This window comes from Citrobacter sp. XY323 (genome assembly GCF_025106035.1).
Taxonomy (GTDB): domain Bacteria; phylum Pseudomonadota; class Gammaproteobacteria; order Enterobacterales; family Enterobacteriaceae; genus Citrobacter; species Citrobacter braakii.
In genome coordinates, this window is the sequence record NZ_JANYUK010000007.1 from 25,074 (window position 1) to 49,808 (window position 24,735).

Annotated in this window: 19 protein-coding genes; 8 read left to right on the top strand and 11 right to left on the bottom strand. The window is 48.5% G+C overall.

Annotated features, from left to right (window positions below):
• The first annotated feature begins 67 nt into the window (after window positions 1–67).
• Window positions 68–694 carry a YfdX family protein gene (locus tag N0B36_RS12065; RefSeq protein WP_016154099.1) on the top strand — a complete coding sequence of 209 codons (627 nt, stop codon included), beginning with the start codon at window positions 68–70 and terminating at the stop codon, window positions 692–694.
• A gap of 74 nt (window positions 695–768) precedes the next feature.
• Here N0B36_RS12065 and N0B36_RS12070 read toward each other — a convergent pair whose 3' ends face one another.
• The 6 genes from N0B36_RS12070 to dpaL form a co-directional block, all read right to left on the bottom strand.
• The gene (locus tag N0B36_RS12070; RefSeq protein ID WP_259688187.1) at window positions 769–4,011 is read right to left on the bottom strand and encodes an ATP-binding protein; all 3,243 of its coding nucleotides are present in this window, start codon (window positions 4,009–4,011) and stop codon (window positions 769–771) included.
• A gap of 4 nt (window positions 4,012–4,015) precedes the next feature.
• A complete protein-coding gene (gene evgA, locus N0B36_RS12075) occupies window positions 4,016–4,630 on the bottom strand; it encodes an acid-sensing system DNA-binding response regulator EvgA (protein ID WP_016157256.1) in 615 nt (204 codons plus the stop codon).
• 469 nt (window positions 4,631–5,099) lie between these two features.
• Entirely contained in the window at window positions 5,100–6,386 is a 1,287-nt protein-coding gene (locus tag N0B36_RS12080) for an MFS transporter (RefSeq protein ID WP_047358943.1), read from the bottom strand.
• A 78-nt stretch (window positions 6,387–6,464) separates the two neighbouring features.
• Window positions 6,465–8,057, bottom strand: a complete 1,593-nt coding sequence (locus tag N0B36_RS12085) for an amidohydrolase family protein (RefSeq protein ID WP_259688188.1) — start codon at window positions 8,055–8,057, stop codon at window positions 6,465–6,467.
• A gap of 67 nt (window positions 8,058–8,124) precedes the next feature.
• Entirely contained in the window at window positions 8,125–9,309 is a 1,185-nt protein-coding gene (locus N0B36_RS12090) for a YgeY family selenium metabolism-linked hydrolase (RefSeq protein WP_259688189.1), read from the bottom strand.
• A gap of 36 nt (window positions 9,310–9,345) precedes the next feature.
• Window positions 9,346–10,557 carry a diaminopropionate ammonia-lyase gene (gene dpaL, locus N0B36_RS12095; RefSeq protein ID WP_259688203.1) on the bottom strand — a complete coding sequence of 404 codons (1,212 nt, stop codon included), beginning with the start codon at window positions 10,555–10,557 and terminating at the stop codon, window positions 9,346–9,348.
• A gap of 379 nt (window positions 10,558–10,936) precedes the next feature.
• Here dpaL and N0B36_RS12100 point away from each other — a divergent pair, with 379 nt between their 5' ends.
• On the top strand, window positions 10,937–12,685 hold the full coding sequence (locus tag N0B36_RS12100) for a sigma-54-dependent Fis family transcriptional regulator (RefSeq protein WP_047499506.1): 1,749 nt from the start codon (window positions 10,937–10,939) through the stop codon (window positions 12,683–12,685).
• Between the two features lie 64 nt (window positions 12,686–12,749).
• Here the strand turns inward: N0B36_RS12100 and N0B36_RS12105 are convergent, their stop codons facing one another.
• Complete coding sequence (locus tag N0B36_RS12105) at window positions 12,750–13,250, bottom strand: anti-virulence regulator CigR family protein (RefSeq protein ID WP_181627051.1); 501 nt, start codon at window positions 13,248–13,250, stop codon at window positions 12,750–12,752.
• Between the two features lie 309 nt (window positions 13,251–13,559).
• Between N0B36_RS12105 and melR the strand changes: the two genes are divergently transcribed.
• The 6 genes from melR to galE all read left to right on the top strand — a co-directional run bounded on the left by melR (window position 13,560) and on the right by galE (window position 20,520).
• On the top strand, window positions 13,560–14,498 hold the full coding sequence (melR, locus tag N0B36_RS12110) for a transcriptional regulator MelR (protein WP_016154104.1): 939 nt from the start codon (window positions 13,560–13,562) through the stop codon (window positions 14,496–14,498).
• Window positions 14,499–14,691: 193 nt separating this feature from the next.
• Window positions 14,692–16,152, top strand: coding sequence for a Na+/H+ antiporter NhaC (gene nhaC / locus N0B36_RS12115; protein WP_259688190.1), 1,461 nt, complete (start codon window positions 14,692–14,694; stop codon window positions 16,150–16,152).
• Window positions 16,153–16,276: 124 nt separating this feature from the next.
• On the top strand, window positions 16,277–17,449 hold the full coding sequence (locus N0B36_RS12120; protein ID WP_259688191.1) for a MalY/PatB family protein: 1,173 nt from the start codon (window positions 16,277–16,279) through the stop codon (window positions 17,447–17,449).
• Between the two features lie 154 nt (window positions 17,450–17,603).
• Window positions 17,604–18,239: a carbonic anhydrase gene (locus tag N0B36_RS12125; RefSeq protein WP_016154107.1), complete on the top strand. Its 636-nt coding sequence runs from the start codon at window positions 17,604–17,606 to the stop codon at window positions 18,237–18,239.
• Between the two features lie 258 nt (window positions 18,240–18,497).
• The gene (locus N0B36_RS12130) at window positions 18,498–19,436 is read left to right on the top strand and encodes a hypothetical protein (RefSeq protein ID WP_259688192.1); all 939 of its coding nucleotides are present in this window, start codon (window positions 18,498–18,500) and stop codon (window positions 19,434–19,436) included.
• Between the two features lie 67 nt (window positions 19,437–19,503).
• Window positions 19,504–20,520 (top strand): UDP-glucose 4-epimerase GalE, encoded by a 1,017-nt coding sequence (gene galE / locus N0B36_RS12135; RefSeq protein ID WP_259688193.1) that lies wholly within the window; start codon window positions 19,504–19,506, stop codon window positions 20,518–20,520.
• Window positions 20,521–20,566: 46 nt separating this feature from the next.
• Here galE and N0B36_RS12140 read toward each other — a convergent pair whose 3' ends face one another.
• Genes N0B36_RS12140 through N0B36_RS12155 form a run of 4 tightly spaced genes read right to left on the bottom strand, consistent with a single transcriptional unit; the run spans window position 20,567 to window position 24,725 of the window.
• Window positions 20,567–21,958, bottom strand: a complete 1,392-nt coding sequence (locus N0B36_RS12140) for a DUF4832 domain-containing protein (protein ID WP_259688194.1) — start codon at window positions 21,956–21,958, stop codon at window positions 20,567–20,569.
• Window positions 21,959–21,989: 31 nt separating this feature from the next.
• Window positions 21,990–22,397 (bottom strand): hypothetical protein, encoded by a 408-nt coding sequence (locus N0B36_RS12145; protein WP_047358835.1) that lies wholly within the window; start codon window positions 22,395–22,397, stop codon window positions 21,990–21,992.
• Between the two features lie 2 nt (window positions 22,398–22,399).
• A complete protein-coding gene (locus N0B36_RS12150; protein WP_016157268.1) occupies window positions 22,400–23,512 on the bottom strand; it encodes a glycosyltransferase family 4 protein in 1,113 nt (370 codons plus the stop codon).
• Between the two features lies 1 nt (window position 23,513).
• Entirely contained in the window at window positions 23,514–24,725 is a 1,212-nt protein-coding gene (locus tag N0B36_RS12155; protein WP_259688195.1) for a glycosyltransferase family 4 protein, read from the bottom strand.
• Window positions 24,726–24,735: the final 10 nt, after the last annotated feature.

The window sequence follows — 24,735 nt, forward strand, 5'->3', positions numbered from 1 at the left end:
TCTTCGAAGTTATTTAATATGCTTATTTCGTTTGGTGAGATATACCAAATTTATTCAGGAGAAAGTAATGAAAAAGATTATTCTTGCAGGTCTGCTTGCAACCATGATGGGCTCAGCCCCGGTACTGGCAGCTACCACTACCACGCCGGCACAAACTGCTACCGCCAATGTACAAAAAGAAGCTGCCGATATTATGCAGGTCGCAGTACAAGGTGCAAACGCGATGCGTGATATTCAGCTTGCCCGTCTGGCCCTGTTTCATGGACAGCCTGACAGTGCTAAAAAGTTAACCGATGACGCCGCTTCCCTGCTTGCAGGTGACAGCCACGACTGGGCGAAATTTGTAAAAGCTGCGCCTAAAGCCAAGATGATTGACGATCAGTACGTGATTATTAACGCTACGATTGCGCTGTCAGAAGACTATATTGCCACCCCAGCTAAAGAATCCGCTATCAATACAGCGAATGGCAAAATGGCTAAAGGCGACTGGAAAGGTGCTGTGGATACCTTGCAACTGGCGGGTATCAGCGTGCTTCAGACCCAATACCTGATGCCCCTGAATCAGACGCGTAAAGCCGTTGCCAGCGCTCAAAAACTGCTGTCTTCAGGTAAATACTATGAAGCAAACCTTGTGTTAAAGGGTGCTGAAGAAGGCATTGTGATCGATAGCGAGATGCTGGGCGCAGGCCAGTAATACTCAGCACTACGGAGTGTTGAACCAGGACTTTCTCTCCTGATCGGGTTGCTACGGCAACCCGATCAGGGGGGTTAATGGCTAATCAGACTGTTAATCTCAATCTCAATTTCCCGCATGACGGCAACAATCTTCTGTAATGCTTCCTGGCGTACTGCCAGAGGAAGATCGTCATGTCGCATCGATTCAAAAGGTTCGCATAGCGTCTGAAGAGCAGTAATGCCCAGAATTTGCGCCGAACCATGCAACCGGTGAAGGGCTCGCAAAAACAGCTGGGGTTCGTCTTGCTCAACGGCTTTCTCAGCCGCCTGTAAATCGCTAAACGTTGCCTCGCGGAATGTTTCGAGTATCTCGTTCATTAATGCGCGATCGCCGCCGGTATTTTCCGTCAAGACATTGAATTTCAAATGCCGGATTGCACATGGAGACGAATAACCGGTTTCGATTTTGCTTAATTCATGCGTCAGTGTCTGAATCGACACGGGCTTAAACAGACACAAATTCATGCCGTTTTGCAGACACCTGTCACGTGACTGTGGGAGCGCGCTGGCCGTCAGTCCCCATATTTGTAAATGAGGCTGCTGACGACGTAACGAAGCCGCAAGATCAAACCCGTCCTTCTTCGGCATATTCACATCGGTTATCAACAGGTCGTATGATTTTTTAGCCAGTTTGGCTTCGGCTTCCTCACCATCACACGCTTCATCCACGCTGTAACCAATGGCGTTCAACTGTCGCTTAAGCAGCAGGCGATTGGTCGGGTTGTCATCTGCTATCAAAATAGACAGACACGGCAGCGGCAACAGCGCACCTGGCGTGTTGCTATCCGGTACAATTGACTGGCGGGCAGTCTCAACCGGCAGCGTTATGGTAAACGTGGTTCCTTGCGCCGGGACGCTCATCAACTCCAGCGTACCCCCCATCAGCGTCACCAGCTCTTTGCAGATAAATAATCCCAGACCAGACCCCGTTTGTTGACGCCCACAGCGCCCCTGAGCGTAGCGACGAAACAGCCCGGCCTGCTCCTCTTCGCTAATCCCGCAACCGGTGTCGCTAATGGCGATGGTCAGGGTACCGTGATTCTCCCCGTCAGGTGTTAAACGGGCCATCACATGAATGCTACCCTGCTCGGTAAACTTGAGCGCATTGCCCACCAGGTTGGTGAGAATTTGCCGCAAAGCTTGTTGATCGACAAACACCCGCTCGTTTGCCGGCAACTGGCTTACGCAAGCAAGCGTAACGCCTTTCTGTCTGGCTAAGGCATCAAAAGAGTGACACTGTAATTCAATGAGCTGCGAGAGATCCGTCCATTGAGGAACAACCTGATATTTACCAGACTCAATCTTATCAACGTCCAGAATCTTACCGATCAGCCCAAGCAATGACTGGGCTGTCGCTGCGGTAAGAGCAATCGCCTCTTTTCGCTGTGCCGGGCTGAGGTCTGAGCTCGACAGTAATTCCAGAAAGCCCACAATCGAGCTGACAGGGGTACGTAATTCATGGCTCATGCTCGCAAGAAAGCGACTTTTGGCCTTGGTTGCTTCAATCGCTTTATTTTTTTCGGTTTCCAGTTCTTGAGATAATGCCTCTTTGAGATGAAGCTGCTCTTCCAGCTGCCGCTGCGATTGTTTTCTTTTATTGACCTCACGGGAGAGTGAGATCCCCCAGATCAGGCTAATTGCTATCAGCAACAGCGCAAACACCACCAGTTGATAGAACTGTTTGCTATACCGACTCCAGAGATCGACCCGCGTATTAGAAATTTTCGACCACTTCTCCGTCATCTGCAAAATCTCACGCGGCGGTATCGCCTGCAGCGCTTTATCCATTACGGACTTCAACATGGGCTCGTGGGGAGAAATCGCAAAGCTCACCGACGCACCAGGCATATCTGGTAGCCTAAAAAAGTGCATGTTTTTCTGGTAGTCATGATCGACCATGAACCTTGCCGACAATTCGGTAGCAATTGCCGCGTCAACCTTGCCATCCCTGAGCATAGTCATCGCGACGCTGCCAGTATCAGCATCCACCCAGGTGGCCTGCGGGTAGCGTTGTTTCAGGTCACTTTCCAAAACATGCCCGGCGGGCAACGCAATACGGATCGGTGTATTCAGTAACGAATCGGCCGTTTCATCACGGGAAGTGATAATCACAAATGCCACATTCATCAGCGGATCGCTAAAGGTCGAATTGTGCTGATTTTGATTTGTCAGGGTGATAGTGGGATACATATCCCATCGTTCGCCGCTTATTTGTTTGGTCTGTTCACTTTTGGTGTTGGCCAAAACCGGCTCAAAATCAACCCCCGTTTGCAGATGAATAATATTCAGCAAATCGCCAAGAATTCCACGTAACTCATCGCTGCGATCGACAAGCGTGTAAGGCGGATAATCTGGATTGATAAGAATGCGAATAGTATGTTTCTTCTTCAGCCACGCTTTTTCCTGATCGGTAAAAGGAATAGGCGCATTCAGAAAAGCAAGGTTACCGCGGTTCAGCCAGTTCTGCATGACCTGCATATGAATTTCATTACTGATTGACGTAATGAAACCATCAAGAATATTTCTTAATACCGGCTGGTCGTCCTTCACCACAAAATAATTATATTGCTCTTGTTTATCAAAGTAGTGCGTAATAACCAGTGATTGCGAAAAATATCGGGAGACACAATGACTGCTGGTGATATTGTTCCCAATATAATATTGGTTATCACCATTCACTACCGATGCCATGGCCTGATACTCGTCGTCGAAAAATGAGACTTTAGCTTCAGGAAAAGCATCCTGGATAACATCAAGAAAAGGACAATCTCGCACACACGCGACGCTAACCGGATGCTCCGAGGTCAGCGGCAGCATGGTGTTTTTTAGCGAGGTCACAAGCGTCGGCCACGTCGTCAGTAATGCCGAAGTGCGCAATAAATGGCCGCCGACATCTTGTCGCCGGGACAGCTGAGTTATCAATGTATCTACATCGTTACTGGCAAGTGCGGTCAGCGCTTCTTGCTCATTATCATACTGCTTTATAACAATTTTTATATTGAGATTCTTTTGCATTAGCGCAAGATAATCCGCGTTGACGCCCCGATAATATTCACCGCTATTTTGATAAACAATGGGGGAGACTTCCGGTAACCAGGTGCCAACAACCAAGGTTTTTTTATGCGCTAACCAGTTTGTTTCTTCCCTGTTCAGGCCGATATGTTGTACTGAGGTATTATAGTTACTTTTTAGCTCAACTTGCCGGGCTGAGCTTACACCCGTAGAAAACCCGATGGTAAATATGACCATCAAAAAAATAAACAAGCGTTCCAGCATTACTCTATCCTATTTTATTTCTTTGCGCATAATCATAAATTTCCATTAATGACGAGCAATCTAACTTCTCCATCAAACGGCTTTTATAGGTGCTTACCGTTTTATTACTGATGTTCATTTTGCTGGCAATAGTGCTGTAATCCATACCGTTAAGAATATAACGCAACACTCTCATTTCCTGGGTCGACAACGTATCAAGCTTATCCTGTTCGCTGACAGATGAGCCAGTAAAATGCTCAAGGGAAAAGGGAAAATAGCTATACCCATTTTTTGCAGCTTCGATTGCGGCAAGAATATTATTCATACCCTCTTTTTTACTCACAAATCCATTGGCACCATATTCGGCGCTACGTTTGCCGTAAAAAAATTCATTTTTGGCTGAAATGATAATGATTACACCAGCATAGTGCCGCTTTCGCAGTTGCTCCAGCACTTCGATGCCGCTGATGCCCGGAATATCCACATCAATAATCAGTAGCTCCGGCTTAGTTTTTTCAACGGTTTGGACCACATGCTCTCCGCTGTCGAGCTCGGTGGTTACGGTAATACCATTAGTATCGAGTAAGTTGCGGATGGCTATGCGAGCTAATGGGTGATCATCAACGATTATCGCGTTCATTGCGTATAAGAATCCCGATAAATAAAGAGAGGCGATGGCTATCGAGCAGGTGAGCCTTAAGCATTATAATTTATAAAAATAAGGCGTTATCAGGTAAATCCTAACACATTCACACGTATATTTATTAGTTTTTTATAAAAACGAAGAATAAGGCATAAATGCAACACTGTATTTTACAAATTTTAAACCTTGAGCCTATCTAAATATCAAACCATTAACACAACCAAAAGGAATATTCCTACACGCGTAGGATAAATCTCTCATTTATTATGATTCATTCTTAATGGCCGGGGTCATATAACCAGGGGGAGTTTTCATCACAACGGCAAAGGTGTATATGCAGAATAGCTATCTAAGAATCATTTTTATACCAGGTCAAATCTGGAGAAAAAGATAATAAACCTGCTGATTTGATAGTAAAACGCCCTGTGGCTCAGGAAACAACAGAGCCACAGGAGTCAGTCATGAATCAGGCTTTACTGGGCAACGCCCCAATAGCATGGGAGCTTTTCACGGTCAGCGTAACGACGGCAGAACACAACAGCGCGGCAATCATAAAGATAAAGGCGCTGTTATAACTTCCACCACTGCTTTGAATCAGCCAGCCGATGATAGGTGCAGAAACGACTCCCGCCATCTGACCGCCAAAGTTAACGATCCCGGATGCCCGCCCCATGATGTTGCTGGGAATGGTGTCCATCAGAATGCCCCAGAATGTCGCCATGGCGAAGAACATGAACAGGGCTGAAATACACTGATAAACCACCGCCATATCTGCACTGCTCACGCTGAAGGTCAGATACAGGAAACCCGCGGCAATAACGGAGGTCACGACATACAACGTTTTACGCTGGGGTTTAAATTTATCTGAGCAATAGCCGCCTAACAACGTTCCGCCTGCGCCAAACAGGAAGGGAATGGCCGCCATGACGCCGGTTTTTGCCAGAGAAAACTCACGAACGGTGATCAGGTAGCTTGGCAGCCAGGTTGAAAAGCCCCAGAAGGTGATATCAAACAAAAACCAGATACTTGCCATTTGCCAGAGCACCGGCATTTTGAGGACGTCTTTAAACGCGATACCGCTGGTGTTTTGCAGGCTTCCCTGCTCGTCAGCAGCCAGTTCCGCCAGATCCTGCTGCGTAATTGCGGGGTGATCTTTCGGATTGTCACGGGTAAATAAGTAGATCCCCGCCGCGATAAACAGACCCGGAATACCTAGCACGATAAAGACCATGTGCCAGCCAAAGGCCCCGATTATGCTTGCGGCTACCACTACCGCCAGCGCCGGGCCTAAGGTGTTTACCGTTGACTGAATCGCCGTGGCGCGGCCACGTTCTTTCGACGGGAAATAGGTTGATATCATCTTCCAGGAAGCCGACGGGAAACAACCTTCACCAACACCAAAGAAGAAGCGAACGGCAAGCATTAGCGGCAGCGTCAACACGGCGCCGGTTAAGCTGGTGAAAACAGACCACCAGGCAATACCGATGGCCATGATTTTGCGCGAACCAAACTTATCCGCCAGTAAACCGCCGGGAATTTGAAATGCGGCATAACCAATAAAAAAGGCGCTAATAATTAACCCTTGTTGGGTTGTATCCAGATTTAAATCTTTGCCGATATAAGGGAGAGAAACGCTCATCACCATTCTGTCGAGAAAAGAGAGCAGCCACGCCAGCCAGATCAATGTCAGGACGGTATACCTTGCTTTCCAGGTCTTTGGTTTACCTGAAGGTAAAGACGTTTGTAGGTTCATTGTGATGTCCTTAGGGTGTAGTGATCTACCGCGGCCATAAATGGTCGCGATAAATCAATGCGTGTTTAGCGTTATTTATTAATATTGTTTTCTAATAACCGTACCGCTACAGGCATAACTTTCAGTGCCATTGATTAAGGCAATGCGCCCATTAACCATGACAATTTCAATCCCTTCCGGATATTGATTGGGTTCAACAAAAGTGCCCTTATCGGCAATGGTGTTCGGATCGAACATCACAATATCCGCCGCATAACCCACTTTCAGCAGCCCACGATCCTGCAGGCCTAATACCTCAGCGGGTTTGCCAGTCATCTTACGGATTGCCGCTTCCCAGCTCAGACATCCCTCTTCACGCACATATTTACCGAGCACACGAGGGAATGCGCCAAACACGCGCGGGTGCGGTTTGCCAGCCCCCATTAAACCGTCGGTACAGACGTTTTGCTCAGGACGGCAAAGGAACTTAATCACATGCTCTTCAGTACCGTAAAAGTCGACCATCCCAACGGCGTTTTCTTCTTCAAACAGCAGATCGAAGGTGGCGTTGTACGGATCTTTTCCGCGTAGCTCGCCCAACTGAACGAGGTTCAGACCGACGGCATCCTGGTTTTTTGTCGTTTTCACGCTGGTGACAAAAATCTGGTCCAGCCCGGCAAAATCGATAAAGTTATCCCAGCCAGGAATGCCCTGCTGAATATCGTCGATCATTTTGGCCCGCAGTTCAGGCGAGGCCAGCCGCTCAAGTAATTTGTCAGTGCCACCGGAGTGGACCCACGGCGGCAGGATCACGCCGAGCATCGTGCTGCCCGCCACATACGGATACTGGTCGAAAGAGATACGAATCCCCTCTTCCTGCGCCTGTTCCAACATGCCCAGCATCTGGTCAATCAGCCCCCAGTTTTTCTTACCGCAAACCTTCATATGTGAAATATGCAACCAGACACCGGTGGCGGTGGCGATATCAATCAGTTCCTGCGTTGAGTTGATAATATCGTCTGCTTCACTGCGCTGATGCACTACAAAGATCCCGTCATATTTCGCCGTCACTTTGCACAGTTCAATCATTTCGGCGGTATCGCCAAAGGCGCAAGGCATGTAGATGAGCCCAGTGGAAAGACCAAACGCCCCCGCTTGTAACTCCCGCTCAAGGATTTCGCACATCTTCGCCACATCCTCACGAGTAGAGGGGCGCCCATCCAGGCCCATGGCTTCCATGCGTACGTTGCCATGCGGAACTAAATACGCGAGGTTTGTCGCCGGATGACGCGATGCCAGCAGATTGAGGTAGCCGTCTGTGTTTTTATATTTCCAGTCTATTTTGTCGGTATCGCCATCCAGTCCGGCGATATTTTTACGCCAGGCCGGAATATATTCTTCAGGCAACGGCGCCAGGGCGATACCATCCTGCCCTAACAGCTCGGTGGTAATACCCTGACGAATTTTTGCCGACAGCGCGGGGTTAATAATGGCCGACAGGTCAGAGTGCGTATGGGTATCAATAAAACCAGGACAAATAATTTTTCCCGTTGCGTCAATAACCTGCTCATTAACGCCAACGTCAATTTGTCCGATTGCGACAATGCGTCCTTCGTCAACCATCACATCGGCAATTCTGCCTTTGCTGCCCGTCCCATCGATTACATTTCCGTTTTTGAAAATGGTTTTCATCGTTATTCTCCATAGCGGTGTCGCTTCACGACACCACTTGTAAGGTAAGAGGTTGTTATCTTTCTTTTTATTGGCGATAGAGTGTCTGAATGATGCTGTAATAGCCGCTGGCCGAGCCGGTTAACTGATCAATCTCGATATATTCATCGATGGTGTGGGCCAGGTTTTCACGTGAAGGTCCGAAGCCGATAGTTTTAATTCCCGCTTCGCCCGCATAGTGGCTGCCGTTGGTGCAAAATGAGTACTGTGTGATGGTTGGATTAAACCCGGCCTCGCGAACGCCAGCCAGAGCGGCCTGCACGAATTCGTCAGACTCGTCATACACCCAGCCCGGGAAGAAGCGCTCGCCCTCAATCGTGGCACCGGTATAGCAAGACTCCTGACCTACCGCGTAGGAGACACGGGCCTTAAACTGCGGATCCTGTGCGGTAAGTTCCGCAAGCGCATTTTCCAGTGGGGCAATAACACTTTCTTTGGTTTCACCCACCAGCAAACGACGATCGTAGGTTGCGCGACAATAATCCGGCACTACCGAGGCTCCCGGGTATGGCGAAGATTTAATGTCGGTAAGCTCCAGAATGCCAGGCCCCAGTACCGGGTGCGTTGGCGGAGTGATTGTGCGAATTTTGTCGATCAATTGCGCCATTTTGTACACCGCGTTAATGCCTGCCTGCGGGTTGGCGGAGTGCGCGGGTTTACCAAACGTTTCGACCACAATTTCAGCGCGGCCACGCTGACCAATTTTCAGGTTTAACTCGGAAGCTTCACCGATGATCACGTAGTCCGGCTTATAGCGCTCGCTGACCAGCCGGGCAGCAATACCTTCAAAGCACTCCTCATGCACGATGCAGGCAACGTAGATTTTGCCGGCAAAATTACGCTGATTGTCCTGGCCGAAAAAACCCACGGCGGAAATCATCGCCGCCACGGCACCTTTCATATCGGTTGTACCGCGACCATAAATTTTGCCATCGTCGATATCGCCGCCGTACGGGTTGCGGCTCCACTTCCCTTCGTTGACCGGCACGGTATCGATATGTCCATCGAGAACCAGCGTTTTCCCCGGCTGATTGCCGACAATGCCGCCCACAATGTTGCCGTACTTATCAACGTGGATGTCATCGAACTGGTAATGCTGCATCATTTTTTTTATGGCATTAACCACTTCCCCTTCCTGACCGGAATAACTTTTTTGTTGGATCAGCGCCTGACAGTTTTTAATGACTTCATCAATACGTTTTGCAGATAACATGGGTTTCTCCGTTATTTCTCTCAATCAGGAAATGTGTTATTTGATGCCCGGGTACTGACCGCCCCAGACAATATCCAGATATTGTTGCGGGTCGGTGTCGCCTTCGGTACTGACCAACAGCACGCGGGAATGCTCATCCAGCCCCAGTTGTTCACGCGTTTGCGCCAGTTCAGGTGAGGTCATCAGCAGCGCCAGCAGACCGGAAGTGACCGCGCCGGACTCACCAGATACGATCTGCGGATCGCCCGCCAACGGATTACCCAGCATGCGCATGCCCAGCGCTGCGACTTCATCAGGGCAGGAGGCAAATGCGTTGGCATAATCACGTAGCAGTTTCCAGCCGATGCTGTTCGCCTCACCGCAGGCGAGACCAGCCATCACGGTTTGCAAATCGCCGCCCACCGCAATTGCATCCCCCTCTTTAGAGCGGGCAGAGCGGTAAAGACAATCGGCAATTAACGCTTCAGCGACGATCACTTTCGGGCGGTGTTCACCCCAGGCTGCCGCCACCATTCCCTGCACCATTCCGGCAAACGAGCCAACGCCTGCCTGAACAAAAATATGCGTCGGCGCAACCTGATGCAGCTGGTCTATCGCCTCCAGCATCAGCGTGCCGTAGCCCTGCATAATCCACTGCGGGATTTTTTCATACCCTTCCCAGGCGGTATCCTGCACCACAATCCAGCCATGCTTTTGTGCCTGTTCCGCGGTCATGCGAACCGCATCGTCATAGTTCATATCGACGATTTCAGCGGTAGCGCCTTCATTACGGATGGAGGCCAAACGCTGCTGCGAAGAGCCCTTCGGCATATAAACCACGGCGTTTTGCTTCAGTTGGCGCGCCATCCACGCCACACCGCGACCGTGGTTGCCATCGGTGGTGGTGGCAAACGTGACGGTTTGGAGATCGCGGCGTACCTCTTCGCTGGTCATCACGTCAAACGGCAGTTCACTGATATCCTTGCCGATTAATTCCGCGATATGGCACGCCATCGCATAGGAGCCGCCCAACGCTTTGAAGGCTTTCAGGCCAAAACGCTGAGACTCATCCTTGAGATAGATATTTTTAACACCCAGCTTTTTTGCAAGAGCCGGCAGCGTATATAACGGCGTCGGCGCATAACCCGGAATAGACCGATGAAAATTCAACGCTTTTACCAGTTCCTGGCGACTAAACGGTGCCAGCGGCGCGTTTGGATGTTCGGTAAACGGCGTCTGGTTGATAAAAAATGATAAGTTTTCCTGCATCATAAAACCTCATTGTTCTGGTATTTCACTCCCTGTAATAGACGTATACAGAGATAGTTACGCTATCGGTATTGCCAATAGAGCAAAATGCTTACCAGTTTTTTATTAATCGAGTAAAACCTTATAAATATTTTAATAAAGTCTTTATTTTCAAATAATTAAAAAGAAAACGAGATGGGCACTGAAAAATACCACAGCGTTAGTTTATCGCCTCGTTTGATAAATTCTCACAATTGATAAATAGTGTGATCGCGGAAGATAAAATAAAAAAAACATCCAAAAACAGAGCAGTAGATTGATTTTTCGCAAATCATTTTTGCATTGCTTCGCATATTTATCATCTCCCTTGAGAAACGCCACTCGCTGCCGGAGAAGTACCATGATTTCAGTACTCAGCAATATCCAGGATGATATCTGCAATTATGCCGACGCTATTTCTGGCATAACCGGAACGGATGTTGAAATCATCGATGAATCCTTAATGCGCATCGCTGGCACCGGTAAATACCGACATATGCTCAATGAAAACGTGGCAAAAAATGGCTACATCTACCACCACGTTTTGCAGGTCCGAGAAACGGTTCTTATCAAAAACCCCGGCGAACATCCGCTGTGTCAGTTATGTGAAAAACACCACTACTGTTCTGAAATGCTGGATTTGAACGCACCAATTTTTCTCAACAATCGTGTGATTGGCGTGATCGGAATTATTTGCTCAACCCAGGCGCAGCGTGACGCGTTATTGAGCCAGATTGATAAATTTGTCACTTTTATTGAGCAAATCGCGGTGATGATCTCCAGTAAGGTCTTTGAATGTCTGGAGCGTTTACGCGCGCAGGAAACCCTCGGCGCATTTCGGCGTCTGATCGATGCCATGGACCGCGGCGTTGTAGCAATTGATGGCAATGGTCTTATCTGGCATGCCAATCATTCAGCCGATCGCATTCTCAACCGCGAAGTTCAGGGATTACCGCTGACCATTGAAACAACCGGGGACAGTTTGTATGGCGATGAAGAAGCATGGCTGACGCTTGAAGGCCAGAAACACCATGTACTGTGCAAACAAATTTCGCTCTCCTCGCTGGATAACGATCGCTTAACGATGGTCATCTTTCGTGATGCGCACGACTACCTGAGTAACCTTACTCCATCCCCTTACGAGTCTGACACGCAGGTGCGGCTGATTGGTCACTCTTCCTCAATGGAGCAGCTCAGAAGCACCATTAGCAAAATTGCCAACAGCTACGCCAGCGTGCTCATCACCGGGGAAAGCGGCTCGGGTAAAGAGGTCGTGGCATTTGCCATTCACCAAAACAGCCCCCGTAAAGCCGCCCCTTTCGTGACAATCAACTGCGCGGCAATCCCTGAGCAACTACTGGAAAGCGAACTGTTTGGCTATGTACGCGGTGCATTTAGCGGTGCAGATCCCAAAGGACGAATGGGGAAATTTGAACTGGCCAACGGCGGCAGCTTGTTTCTGGATGAGATCGGCGATATGCCGCTGCACCTGCAGGCCAAGCTGCTCAGGGTGTTGCAGGAAAAAGCGATCACCCGCGTGGGTTCTAATAACATCATTAATATTGATGTGCGCATTATTGCCGCGACCAACAAAAATATTAGCGCGATGGTGGAGAATAATCAGTTTCGCGAAGACCTTTTCTATCGCCTGAATGTCGTCCCTCTGGTGCTTCCTTCCCTGCGTGAACGCAGGGCTGATATCGCCGTCCTCGCACAATACTTTGCCGATGAGTTTTCGGTCAGTTACCAACGTGCACCGCAAAAACTGCCCGATGACGTTATTAATCGCCTTTATGCCTGGCACTGGCCGGGGAACATTCGTGAATTACGCAACGTCATCGAATACATTTTTGTGATGCGCGGAGAAGCCGCCGGGATCAACGCCAGCCATCTGCCTCCTTATTTACTCTCCTCGGGGGACAGCAGGAAAACCACGATGACCGCACAACCCCGACAGCTGGCGAACCAAGGAAAACAAGCGGAAAGGGACGCTATCGAAAATGCCATTCAGCGATTTGGTTCAAGCGTGGAGGGCAAAAAACAGGCTGCATCAGAACTGGGAGTCAGTATTGCCACGCTCTATCGAAAAATAAAACTGTATGGTTTGTGAGCCCCATTTTTTTAACAATTAAGCCCGCGTAGCGCGGGCTTTTGGTGGTTGAGTACAGGGATACTTAATCAAACACACCATTGATAACCGCGGTGACAATTGCCGTGCTCAGTGCAATCAACACCAGATTGTCGCCAACAACCTGCCATTCATAACCTGGGTAATACGGCAGTTGATTCAGCATCGAGGATGGGACACTTTTCTTAGCGATCCCCGGAGGAAGTGGTTTTCCTCGCGCCAGATTTTTGGCGATGCCCGGAGGCAGTGACTTATATCCCGTCAAACCATATCTGACGGCGTACTGCCTGGCCACGTTATAGCTAATATCACTATCAACATGGTCCGGCTTGCCATAATTTTTACGCTGTTCCGATTGCGAGTTGTTTTTTGGGCCTGGGTTTCCTTTCTGGCTATGACTGCTATTACCCTTATTCCCACTATTACCATGGTTGCCGCTATTACCATTTCCGTTGCCATTGCCGGGGTTAGCCGAAACGGGGATAGCGCACATCGACATCGCGGCAACGGCAACTAAAGCCGTTGCTAAAGTACGGAGACTGGACATGATGATTCCTTAAGATATGGATACATACAAAATGTATGGTATTGCGTGAATATTGGCTATCGCTATGAATCCGATTTATTGGCAGAAAAACGCTGTCGCTTTGCAAAGTGAGCAGCTTTGATTGACCGTTTTTTAAATTAAAAACCACCATTCCCGTTAACTCAGATCGGCAAGCGACAGGCACAGGATCTGAGTTTTTGGGAATAACTTCGCGAAAATGGAGAGAAAACGGCGTTTTTTTTCGGTTAAGCTATGTTCATGCTTTGGCGCTACCCATGGTCAGATTCACTATTCAGGAACCCACCCATAATGGCAAAAAGTACCCCGCAGCTGCCGCTCGACCCACATATGTGTCGCAGCTATGAAAAAAAGTCGCGAAGTCCGCTGGCGCTCTACTCAGAGTATCAGCGGATGGACGTCGAGCTGCGGGCTCCGCTGGCCATGACCTACAGCCACTGGCACGGTCAGGTTGAAGTGAATGTGCCGTTTGATGGCGATGTGGAGTACCTTTTCAATGACGAAGTAGTGAAAAGCAAACAGGGCTTTATCACGCTGTTCTGGGCCTGCACACCCCATCAGCTGACGGATGCCGGGCACTGTAAACAGATGGCCATCTTCAACTTACCGATGCATCTGTTTTTGTCCTGGCCGCTGGACAGGGAACTGATCAACCACGTGACGCATGGGATGGTGATTACGTCGCTTGCCTCGCAGCAGTTGAGCGCTTTTGAAGTGCAGCGTTGGCAGAGTGAACTCAACAGCGACAATGAGCAAATTCGTCAATTAGCCATTGATGAGATTGCCCTGATGCTCAAGCGATTTAGCCTCGCTGGCTGGCGGCCAGTGCTGGGTAACAAAACATCGCGCACCCAGAAAAACAGTATTTCACGGCATTCACAGTTTTACGTCAGCCAGATGCTGGAGTTTATTGCCGCAAACTGCGACAAACAGCTTACGGTCGATGCAATTGCCGAACACGTTAAGCTCAACCCAAATTATGCGATGGGCATTTTTCATCGCGTGATGCAACTAACCATGAAACAGTATATTACCGCAATGCGCATCAACCATGTGCGGGCTTTGCTCAGCGATACGGATAAAACAATTCTGGATATCGCTACAATTGCAGGTTTCCGATCCAGCAGCCGTTTTTATAGCTCATTTCATAAATACGTCGGCATGCCGCCGCAGCAGTATCGCAAACTGAGCCAACAGCGCCGAAATCATTCACCTTATGCCGAGGGGTAATTTATTCGTCAAACTCACTCTTACCTTACAACCAAAATATAAGCATCAGAATAGCAGGTCAAAATAGATAATCTGCAGCAGTTAATAAAATAGGGTTCAGACATGAACTCTGGCAACTATGTTACTCAGTTATGGGTGACCTGTAGCAGGTATTTATTTGACGTGTTCAACCATTAACGATTGGGATGGAATTATGGAATTAAATAGCTGCACCGCCAACAATAGAAAGCCATTGTCTTTCTTTTGGTCAGTTTTACCCATGATAGTCATGCTGGGTGGCATTAGCATCGGATATTTTATCTTCAATATTCGAGCTGAACCCATGATCCTCGTGGGAACCGCAACCGCCTCGTTTATCGCCATCGCTCACGGCTACACGTGGGATGACATTCTACAATCTATTTGCAATAAAATATCTGAAGCGCTTCCTGTCATATTAATCGTCGCCAGTATCGGTTTCTTAATTGGCGCATGGATGGTGTCAGGCACTATTCCAATGATGATTTATTATGGTCTGAAGTGGATTAACCCGCAGTATTTCTATATTTCAGCATTTATGCTGGGAGCGTTGATCTCAGTCTGTACCGGCACCTCCTGGGGGTCCATCGGAACCGTCGGGATTGCCATGATTGGCGTAGCGATTGGTCTGAATGTTTCGCTGCCCATTGCTGCTGGCGCTATTGTCTCCGGCTGCTGGTTTGGTGATAAGCTTTCTCCGGTTTCTGACTCAACCAACATGGCGGCGCTGGCTGCCGGTGTAAACCTGTACTCGCATATCGGCCATCTGCTGTGGACCACCGGCCCGGGATTTATTATTTGCTGCGTCGTATACAGCTATATGGGCATGGGCATTGATGCCTCATCCAGCGCGCCTGCCAATATCACCAACTTGATGAACGCTATCGGCCAGATTTATCACTTTAACATTCTTCTACTGTTGCCACCGATCATCGTTTTGTATGGCTCACTGTCAAAAAGACCGCCAATCCCGATGCTCTTTTTATCCACAATAGTCTCGATGATTCTGGCATTAGCCTTTCAGCAATTTACCGCATCATCGGTTGGCGAATCCGTGGTTAGCGGTTTTAAGCTCGCGATGCTCACCGGAGATAACCTGCCAACACTGTCATCAGATGTTTCGCGCTTACTGGAACGAGGCGGCGCCATTTCAATGTTTAGCAGCTTCGTCACCGTCTTCAGCGCCTTCAGCTTTGCCGGCGCAATGAGTGCGACAGGCTCTTTGCACACCGTCATAAACGCGCTCACGAAAGGCGTTAAATCCACATTCCGCCTGGTGGCCACCACGATTGTGACGACGTTCACCATCTGTGCCTGTACGGCAAATGGAACCTTGCCACTGCTGCTGTGCGGCGATGCCTTTAAAGAAGAATATAAAAAACGAGGGCTTGCGACAAAGAACCTCTCGCGTACTACCGAAGATGCGGGAACCGTTGTCGAACCGATTATCCCCTGGTCTGCCTCAGGCGTTTATTGCGCCATGATGCTGGGCGTGGCGACGCTTGATTATTTGCCATGGGCAATCCTCTGCTACAGCGGCATCATCTTTGCCCTGCTGTGGGCGGCCACCGGTATTGGTATTGCTAAATATGAACCAAATGAAGCTACAGAGCATATGGTTGAGCAAAAATCATAGGCTAATAAATAGCTAAATATTGGCTACCACCAGGGTAAATTTAATATATCGATTAGATATACAGAAATATTCTTCACTGTTGCGTTGCTTAAACTATTTTTCAGAGACTGTCCAGGAGTCAGCAATGTCTTTGTTTGATGATATTGTCATAAGGGATGTTAATTGCCGTAAATACGGTCAATTACAACAGATGTACGGCACCACCGATGTATTACCGCTGTGGATTGCAGATATGGATTTTGTGACGCCAGAGCCAATCATGAGCACACTGCGTTCAGTGGTATCGCAGCCAGTACAAGGCTACAACCTGGATTATCCGCAATGGAAAGAGTCCGTTATTCATTGGTATGCACAACAGTATGATGTCGACATAAAGCCACACTGGTTGCATTTTATTCCCGGCGTCATAAAAACTATTGTGCTCTCTCTGATGGTGTTTACCCGATCAGGTGATAATATTTTAACCTGTACGCCAATATATGACCCCTACCCTAATCTGGTAAATACCAGCGGCAGGAATTTGATTCAAACGCGCCTCATTGAGAAAGATGGTCATTACGAATTTGACTGGCATGATTTCAGCGAAAAACTCAAGCAGTGCAAAATGTTTCTTTTCCCTTCGCCGCATAATCCGGGCGGTATGGTGTGGTCGCGGGAAACGCTGGAAAAAGTAAGTCATTATTGTCAGCAAGCTGGCGTCATTATTCTCTCCGATGAAGTGCATAGTGATTTAACCCTGCCAGGCAAGCGCCATCTGCCGTTTTTTACTTTAGACGAAGCGACAGGGAGTCAGTCAATCGTGCTGACCTCAATCAGTAAAACCTTCAATACGGCGGCGATCCAGGGCGGAATTGCCATTATTAAAAATGATGAATTACGCCATCAGTTCTATGGTTTCCTGGATAACTGCTACCTGGCCGAGACACATTCATTACAGCAGGCGGCCATTTACAGCGCCTTTACCCATTGTGGCGACTGGCACCAAAAATTATTAGCCTACCTGGCCGACAATGTGGCGTTTGTTAAAAGTGAAATTGAAAAGCACTGTCCCTTAATCTCCATTGTGTATGGCGGCGCATCGTATCTTCTGTTCCTGAACGCGGAAAAAATGAATCTTAGCGATGAACAGCTAAGCGCATTTTTTGTGCAGGAAGCAAAACTGGGTCTGTCACCAGGCGCACAATATGGCCCCGGCGGAGAGGGTCACATGAGACTCAACGTTGGGTGCCCGCGCTCGGTACTGGTAGAAGCGATGAACCGACTGAAAGCGGCGTACCAAAAACGACAGAACGCATAGCGCGCATCACACTCTTTGCCTCGCCACGGTGGGGCAAAACTATACAAAGATGTTGCAGAACTGCTATAAAGTTTTTCCGTTCTGTCGGCTGGTGTTAAACTGGAAAGTGTGATCTTCATCATAACCTGCTTAAACAGAGAAAAGAGACACTGCTATGCAACATATCATTGAGGGCTTCCTCAACTTCCAAAAAGAGATTTTCCCTCAACGTAAGGAACTCTTTCGCAGCCTGGCATCCAGCCAGAATCCCAAAGCGCTTTTCATCTCCTGTTCCGATAGCCGCCTGGTGCCAGAACTCGTTACTCAGCAAGAGCCCGGACAGCTTTTCGTTATCCGCAACGCCGGTAATATCGTTCCGTCTTTTGGACCGGAACCCGGTGGCGTATCTGCTACGATTGAATACGCGGTTGTCGCACTTGGCGTGACGGATATCGTCATCTGCGGACACTCCAACTGCGGCGCGATGAAAGCCATTGCCGATAGCCAGCCTCTGGATCCGATGCCCGCTGTGGCTCACTGGTTGCACTATGCCGATGCCGCGAAAGCCGTGGTTGAGAAGAAAACCTGGGATAACCCAATCGATAAAGTTAACGCCATGGTGGAAGAAAACGTTATCGCACAGCTCAATAATATTAAAACGCATCCTTGCGTCGCGGTTGGGCTGCGAAATAATGCGCTTCGTCTGCACGGCTGGGTATATGACATCGAAAGCGGTGAAATCCGTACCCTGGATAAAAACAGCAAAACCTACGTTTCCCTTGCTGATAACCCGCAGGTGCATTTCGAGTAAATCGTCCACTGGAGCAAGGATGCTCTGGAGAGCTTTTACCTACTTTTGTGCTATAGACAAAAAACGCACTTGCAGCTAGTTTTTAAATAGCCGTTGATGTTTTGCTTTTGCATTGGCCTTAGCTCATCCATTCAGTATTGCAACAGATTGCATGAATTTAGAGTTAAAACAGCTTTTCACCTGAGTGTTTTATCAAAATTATCTAGCAGCGATATCAATTCTGATAATGGTGCAGGCGATAAAAAGGAGCTGACGCAAATGCAAGCGAAATTAAAACGAATGATAAACATGTTATTCTATCATGAATCATGGGATATCATGATTATTAAGGATCATGGTACACACTTATTCCCGAATAATACACTGGATATATTAAGTAAATCCGCTGCACAGCAGTTAAAAAAGAAATATACGTTTCAGGCTGATCCTTTTCTTATTGAAAAAGATGATAAACTGTTTGTCTTTTATGAAGCTTTTAGCTTTCGCAACTCGAAAGGCACGCTCCGATGCCGTATTCTTGATCGTGAACTGGTTGAAATTGATGACGTGAAACTTGAAGGTTTTGACGACCTGATGTGTCATTTGTCATTTCCTTTCCTGATTAATATTAACGATCAGCTCTTCATGATTCCTGAATCATCAGAAAGAAAAGAAGTGATACTGTTTCAGTCAGTAGAGTTTCCTACACGCTGGAAGAAAATTAAAGTTCTAATCTCTGATACCGAAGTGACAGATAACATTTTTCTTTCAATGAATGAGACCTGCTATCTTATTTCGACCACCATGGATAATAAAATAATTATTCATTCGGCCGAGCATCTCCACGGACAGTGGCAGAGAATTACTCCTGCATTGAAGGTGAGCAATCATCATCATCGGGGAGCGGGTGCGCCTTATCTTGTCGATAACAAAATGTATTTCTTAACCCAGGAATGCACACCTGAAACATATGGAAAATCTATCTACATCAAAGAATTAGTCACACTGAATTACGCTAATTTTGATGAGAATCTGATCGAACAAATCAATTCGTCGATCAACCACAGTGACGGCGTTCACACGCTAAATTTCTCAAGTAATTATATTGCCTATGATACAAAAATAAATAAGTTCAGTCTGTTGGCAATCTTTAAAAAAATATCATATAAGTGTATGATTAAATATAGAAACGTATACCTTTCCCGGCAAAATAACTGATCCCCTGGATCCTTGGGTGGTATTGGTGGAAAATCGCTCGGGTTTTTAGCATTTTTCTGGAGTCCATATGGCTATTCTTGTCACTGGTGGTGCAGGTTATATTGGTTCACATACTGTTTTAACGCTACTGGAAAGAGGCGATGATGTCGTTGTCATCGATAATCTGGCAAACGCCAGCCGTATCTCGCTGGTCAGGGTCGCGGAACTCACAGGAAGGGAACCCATTGTCTATATCGCTGATGTTCTCGACAGGCAGGCATTAAAAAACATTTTCGCCAACCATAACATCACCGATGTCATTCATTTTGCGGGCCTCAAATCGGTTTCCGAGTCGATAAAAGAACCCCTTGCTTACTACGAAAACAACGTCACTGGAACGCTGGTTTTACTGGATGAGATGCTGGCCGCAGGCGTTAATCGATTCATTTTTAGCTCATCAGCTACGGTATACGGTAATCCGGAAAGCGTGCCGCTGAGCGAGCAATCGCGTACGGGGGGTACCACCAATCCGTACGGTACCTCTAAATTAATGGTCGAACAGATTCTGGCCGATTTCTCCCGCGCGCAGCCCGATTTCCGCATTACCTGCCTGCGCTATTTTAACCCAGTCGGCGCCCATCCATCGGGTCGGATTGGTGAGGATCCCAACGGTATCCCCAATAACCTGGTGCCGTACATCTCCCAGGTTGCGATTGGTAAGCTGAAAACCGTGTCGGTGTACGGTAATGACTATCCAACCCCCGACGGCACCGGCGTTCGTGATTATATCCACGTCATGGATTTGGCGACCGGCCATTTAGCCGCGCTGGATAGCCAGAACAAAGGCGCAGCCTACAAGGTGATTAATCTCGGTACCGGGGTCGGTTATTCCGTGATTAATCTGATTGAGGCGTTTGAAAAAGCGGCGCAGAAAAAAATAAGCTATCAGTTTGTCGACAGAAGGCCCGGCGACATTGCCGAATGTTGGTCTGACCCGTCACTGGCATACAAAGAGTTAGGCTGGAAGGCCATCTACAACCTTGATGAAATGATGCGTGACACCTGGAACTGGCAAAAAAACAACCCGAATGGTTATAACATCTGATGTACCCGGCAACGAGCCTGAGCCTCTGGCTCGTTGCCATGACGGGTTAGCGTGCCGTTATCGTTGATACGCGATACCAGCCGCTGCTCTGCATTCCTTCGTTGGCAAAGTTAATTCTTGCCGCCCCGGATTTATCCAGCATCGAAACCTCAATGGCGTATTGCCCTTTCGCCAGTCGGCCCGGCATGGGCAATGCGTAGCTAACCTGATAAACGCCCGGGAGCCAACGTCGTATATCATCCGCCGCATTCCCCTGCGCCACTACCTGATTGGCGCTATCCACCACACGAAATGCCAGCGTGTAGGGCAGATAAATCGGTGCGATACCTTCGTTATACCAGGTACTGTTCAACCTCAACGTTTGACCGCCGTCCCACACGGACTCATGGCTCAAAGACGCTAAGCGAAACCGATAGCCCAGTTTGGTCAGCGCGTCGTCAACAATCGGTCGATAATCGCTGGGTATCGCTCTCGATTTCAGGTTGATCGTGCTGGCGTGCTGCTTGACAGCCCAGTCAAAAATGCCCTGCACTTCGGCACGCGTATAGTGGAAGGTGTTCTTCCAGTCCTGCATATATGAACAGATTTCCAGACTGACCGGCGCACGTTTCCAGGCATCGTTAAACCCTGAATAGCTCTGCTGTGCTGCCAGTAATCGCTGCGGGTAATCATCGGTCATATGGCTCCAGGAGTCCGAAAATACGCGCAGGTCACCCCAGCAATCCGCCCGCCATCCAGCCCCTCGCGCCACCGCATTCGCCAGGCTTTGCCCACCGCTCATCAACATTATTTTCGGCGTCGAAGGGAAGGCAGAAAAGTGCATTGCGACGTAGCGGTCTAACTGCGCGGTGGTGTACTGCTCCAACAGTGGTTTCAGATCAGGGAAATTGCTGTTATGCCATTCCCCCCAGGCCCCCACCATGCCGATATCCACAAAAGCGAGATTCTCATTACCGTCGTAGCGTTTTCCAAATGCATTCAGCAGACGCTGGCTGTACTCAATAAACAGCGGGTCGCTTAAATCCGGAATAAATGTTTTATTATCGGGCGTCCAGCTGCCTTTCACGCCTTTTTTAATCAGCCAATCGGGAATTTTTGTGCCATCCCCCGGATCGGCAAGCACCATAAACCGCAGCCCGACATTCATCGCGGGACGATGCGCTGCCGCGTATTTGAAGGCATCATCCACCAGCGCAAAATTATACTGACCTTCAACAGGCTCCAGCTCTCGCCAGTAAAATCGCTCGTATTCAAATCCGGTATTGGGATAGTCCGCCAGACCCAGCGTTTCACCGTACCCCTGATGGAAACTTGCCACGCCAATCCCCGGATTGGTTAGCGGGCCCGTTAATGCTTTGGGGGTTACGGTCGTTAATGCGGACATAACCGCCAACGGAAAGGACATCAACAACAGCGCAGAAACCCATTTACACTTCATCGCAGTGACGCCCTCCACAGGTTTGTTTACGCTAGCGGTTTTTCAGGCTTAACCACCAGTCCCATATACCCACATGAAAATTTTGGAACACATCAATACCTAATGCTGATTTGATCATATACAGCGTCAGCAACACGCAGCAGGTAACGAACAACACGGCAATCAGCAGCAAAAAAGTGAGCAATATTCTCGACAGGGTCGATTCCTGACGATGCTGCCGACGCAAATCTCTGCCAAACAAAAAAACCAGATAATAGCGTTTACTGAAAAAGGGAAAGCTTCGGCGAATATCGATCTGATGCCGAGAAGTCAGAGTCGAAGCCAGGATCGCTTTTTCCACCCCTTCTTTTTGTTCAGGGGTCAACTCTTGCGCAATCGGCTCGTCAAGATGAGCATAAAATCGTTCGATGACGGGAGGACGATTTTGAGGACTGGTCAAAATTAACCTATATCTTTATCAATTGAGTGATAGACGTTAATCGTCTTTTTGGCGATTTCATGCCAGTTATAGTTTTGCAAATATACACGATAGTCCACGCTATTGGTTGCCGCCCACTCGGTTAATTTTTCGGCCAGGCTGGTCACATCCCCCACCTTAAAATAGGCCTCGGACGGCAGTTGAACTTCGAGGTTAGCCGGAATATCACTGACGACGGCAGGAAGAGAAAATGACATCGCTTCCAGCAGCGCAATGGGCAATCCTTCATGGTATGAAGGCATCACAAACAGCTGTGCCTGGGAAAACACCGCCTGAAGCTCATCACCACGCAAGAACCCCGTCATCACAACGCCAGGGGTGTCCGCGGCAAGCTTTTTGAGGCGAATGCTGTATTCGGTCGGATGATCCGCATCGCCAATTAACACTAACGGCATAGTTAAACCGCTGCGCTGATAGGCGGCGATGGCATCATGCATCCCTTTTTCTTCCACAAATCGCCCAACCACCACGAGGTAGTTTTTCGGCTGCAGCCCAAAGCGGGAGAGCGTATTGTCGATGGTCAGCGCAGATAACGACCGCGGCTCGTTGACGCCATTGTGAATTAAATGCGCATCATAGCGAGCGTGTTTTTTCTGGATCAGTTGATTAATAACCTCAGAAATCACAATCACTTCGTTGGCATATCTCACTGCCCAACGCTCACCCAGCAGCAATATTTTTTTGGCAACGAATCCCCATTTTTGACGATCGTAATCAGGTCCATGGTGGGTGAACACCACCTTCTTCCCTAACATGCGTAATAATGGGATCACAAGCCCAGGCCCGATAGCATGGACATGCACAATATCCGAATGGTCGATACTTGTCCTAAATGCCGCTAAAACAGAATGGACAATCGCTTCCAGCGAGCGCTTTTTGGGTGCCCACAGCGCGTAGGTTTCAACTTTCTTATATAACGATCGTTTGTAATTTACATACGGCGAGCGTGCAATCACGCAAATATCAACGTCCAACTGCTGCTTAATGGCAGGATATAGATTCTGACAGTGTGTCTCCACCCCGCCCAATACATCGGGAATACCACGCGTACCAAAAACCGTTATTTTTTTACTCATACTATGGCCTGCTCAGCAGTTCTTTATAGAGCGCCAGTAGAGTATCCATATGTTTACTCAGCGCATATTTTTCACTCAATCGCGCACGACCCTGTAAGCCCATGACCCGCGCCTTCTCTGGCGAGTCGGCCAGTGCATCCAGCGCATTTGCTAACTCCTGCGCATTGCCAGGTTCGAATAAAATCCCTTCGATACCATCACGAATTTGTTCCGGGATGCCGCCGATGCGCGATCCGATCACCGGCTTGCCTAAGGACATCGCCTCTAATATCGCCATAGAACAGTTTTCATAGCATTCTGAAGGAAGGATCACTGCCCGCGCATGCTTAATAAGGTTATCGAGAGCTTCCCCTTGTTGCACATAACCTAAAAACTCAACGTCCGGGTATTGAGCGACTAATTCATCGTGCAGGGGACCATGACCCACAATTTTCAGCGGTGCTTTGTTCTGCATTTTCTCATGCGCCGCCAATAACGTTGCCACGCCCTTTTCACGGCTCAGGCGACCGAAGTACAGCATATAGCCCGCATCGCTTAACTCCCCCAGAGGACGGCTGTCATCAACGCCATTGACGATGACATCAATGCGCGAATTCGGCAGCGTACGCAACAATACGCCGCGTAAAAAGACGCTCGGCGAAACGATCACATCCAGCGCCTGGTAATTTTGCGCAATATACTGCCAGGTCGCCTCTAAAGAGAGCAGGAGGCTTTTTGAAGCGGAGCCTTCCTGGCAACGATACCTGAAGGCATTGAAAACCGTCCCGGTAATACAGGAATCACACACTTTACCGTCGCGCAGCATGGAATAGGCAGGACAGACGATTTTATAGTCATGCGCGGTCAGCACCGTTTTGCAGCCAAAATTGCGGGCCACTTTAATCAACGCCGGCGTTAACTGATGGTAAATGTTATGGAAGTGGACGATATCCGGACGCTCTTTTTGTAGTAGCGCCAGCATCTTTTTGCAGGCCTGCGAATTATGAATAAAGTTAACCGCCGTTTTGAGCCCGCCCAGCAGATTGCGCTCTTGGTGGTAGTCCACATTGCTGACGAAATAATCCGCATAGTCCGAAGGGAAATTGTTCTCATGCTGCATCGAGAAATCAATAACCTGTACTCCGGCCTGTTTCAGCATCTCGCGCTCTTGAAAATAAACGGTTTCCGCGCCGCCTTTAATGAAAAAAAACTTATTCACTAATAAAACTTTCATTGCGCCAGCC

Bases quoted from the DNA above. Each gene is read 5' to 3' on its own strand.
- N0B36_RS12065 (WP_016154099.1), top strand. From the start codon at position 68: ATGAAAAAGATTATTCTTGCAGGTCTGCTTGCAACCATGATGGGCTCA.
- N0B36_RS12070 (WP_259688187.1), bottom strand. From the start codon at position 4,011: ATGCTGGAACGCTTGTTTATTTTTTTGATGGTCATATTTACCATCGGG.
- evgA (WP_016157256.1), bottom strand. From the start codon at position 4,630: ATGAACGCGATAATCGTTGATGATCACCCATTAGCTCGCATAGCCATC.
- N0B36_RS12080 (WP_047358943.1), bottom strand. From the start codon at position 6,386: ATGAACCTACAAACGTCTTTACCTTCAGGTAAACCAAAGACCTGGAAA.
- N0B36_RS12085 (WP_259688188.1), bottom strand. From the start codon at position 8,057: ATGAAAACCATTTTCAAAAACGGAAATGTAATCGATGGGACGGGCAGC.
- N0B36_RS12090 (WP_259688189.1), bottom strand. From the start codon at position 9,309: ATGTTATCTGCAAAACGTATTGATGAAGTCATTAAAAACTGTCAGGCG.
- dpaL (WP_259688203.1), bottom strand. From the start codon at position 10,557: ATGCAGGAAAACTTATCATTTTTTATCAACCAGACGCCGTTTACCGAA.
- N0B36_RS12100 (WP_047499506.1), top strand. From the start codon at position 10,937: ATGATTTCAGTACTCAGCAATATCCAGGATGATATCTGCAATTATGCC.
- N0B36_RS12105 (WP_181627051.1), bottom strand. From the start codon at position 13,250: ATGTCCAGTCTCCGTACTTTAGCAACGGCTTTAGTTGCCGTTGCCGCG.
- melR (WP_016154104.1), top strand. From the start codon at position 13,560: ATGGCAAAAAGTACCCCGCAGCTGCCGCTCGACCCACATATGTGTCGC.
- nhaC (WP_259688190.1), top strand. From the start codon at position 14,692: ATGGAATTAAATAGCTGCACCGCCAACAATAGAAAGCCATTGTCTTTC.
- N0B36_RS12120 (WP_259688191.1), top strand. From the start codon at position 16,277: ATGTCTTTGTTTGATGATATTGTCATAAGGGATGTTAATTGCCGTAAA.
- N0B36_RS12125 (WP_016154107.1), top strand. From the start codon at position 17,604: ATGCAACATATCATTGAGGGCTTCCTCAACTTCCAAAAAGAGATTTTC.
- N0B36_RS12130 (WP_259688192.1), top strand. From the start codon at position 18,498: ATGCAAGCGAAATTAAAACGAATGATAAACATGTTATTCTATCATGAA.
- galE (WP_259688193.1), top strand. From the start codon at position 19,504: ATGGCTATTCTTGTCACTGGTGGTGCAGGTTATATTGGTTCACATACT.
- N0B36_RS12140 (WP_259688194.1), bottom strand. From the start codon at position 21,958: ATGAAGTGTAAATGGGTTTCTGCGCTGTTGTTGATGTCCTTTCCGTTG.
- N0B36_RS12150 (WP_016157268.1), bottom strand. From the start codon at position 23,512: ATGAGTAAAAAAATAACGGTTTTTGGTACGCGTGGTATTCCCGATGTA.
- N0B36_RS12155 (WP_259688195.1), bottom strand. From the start codon at position 24,725: ATGAAAGTTTTATTAGTGAATAAGTTTTTTTTCATTAAAGGCGGCGCG.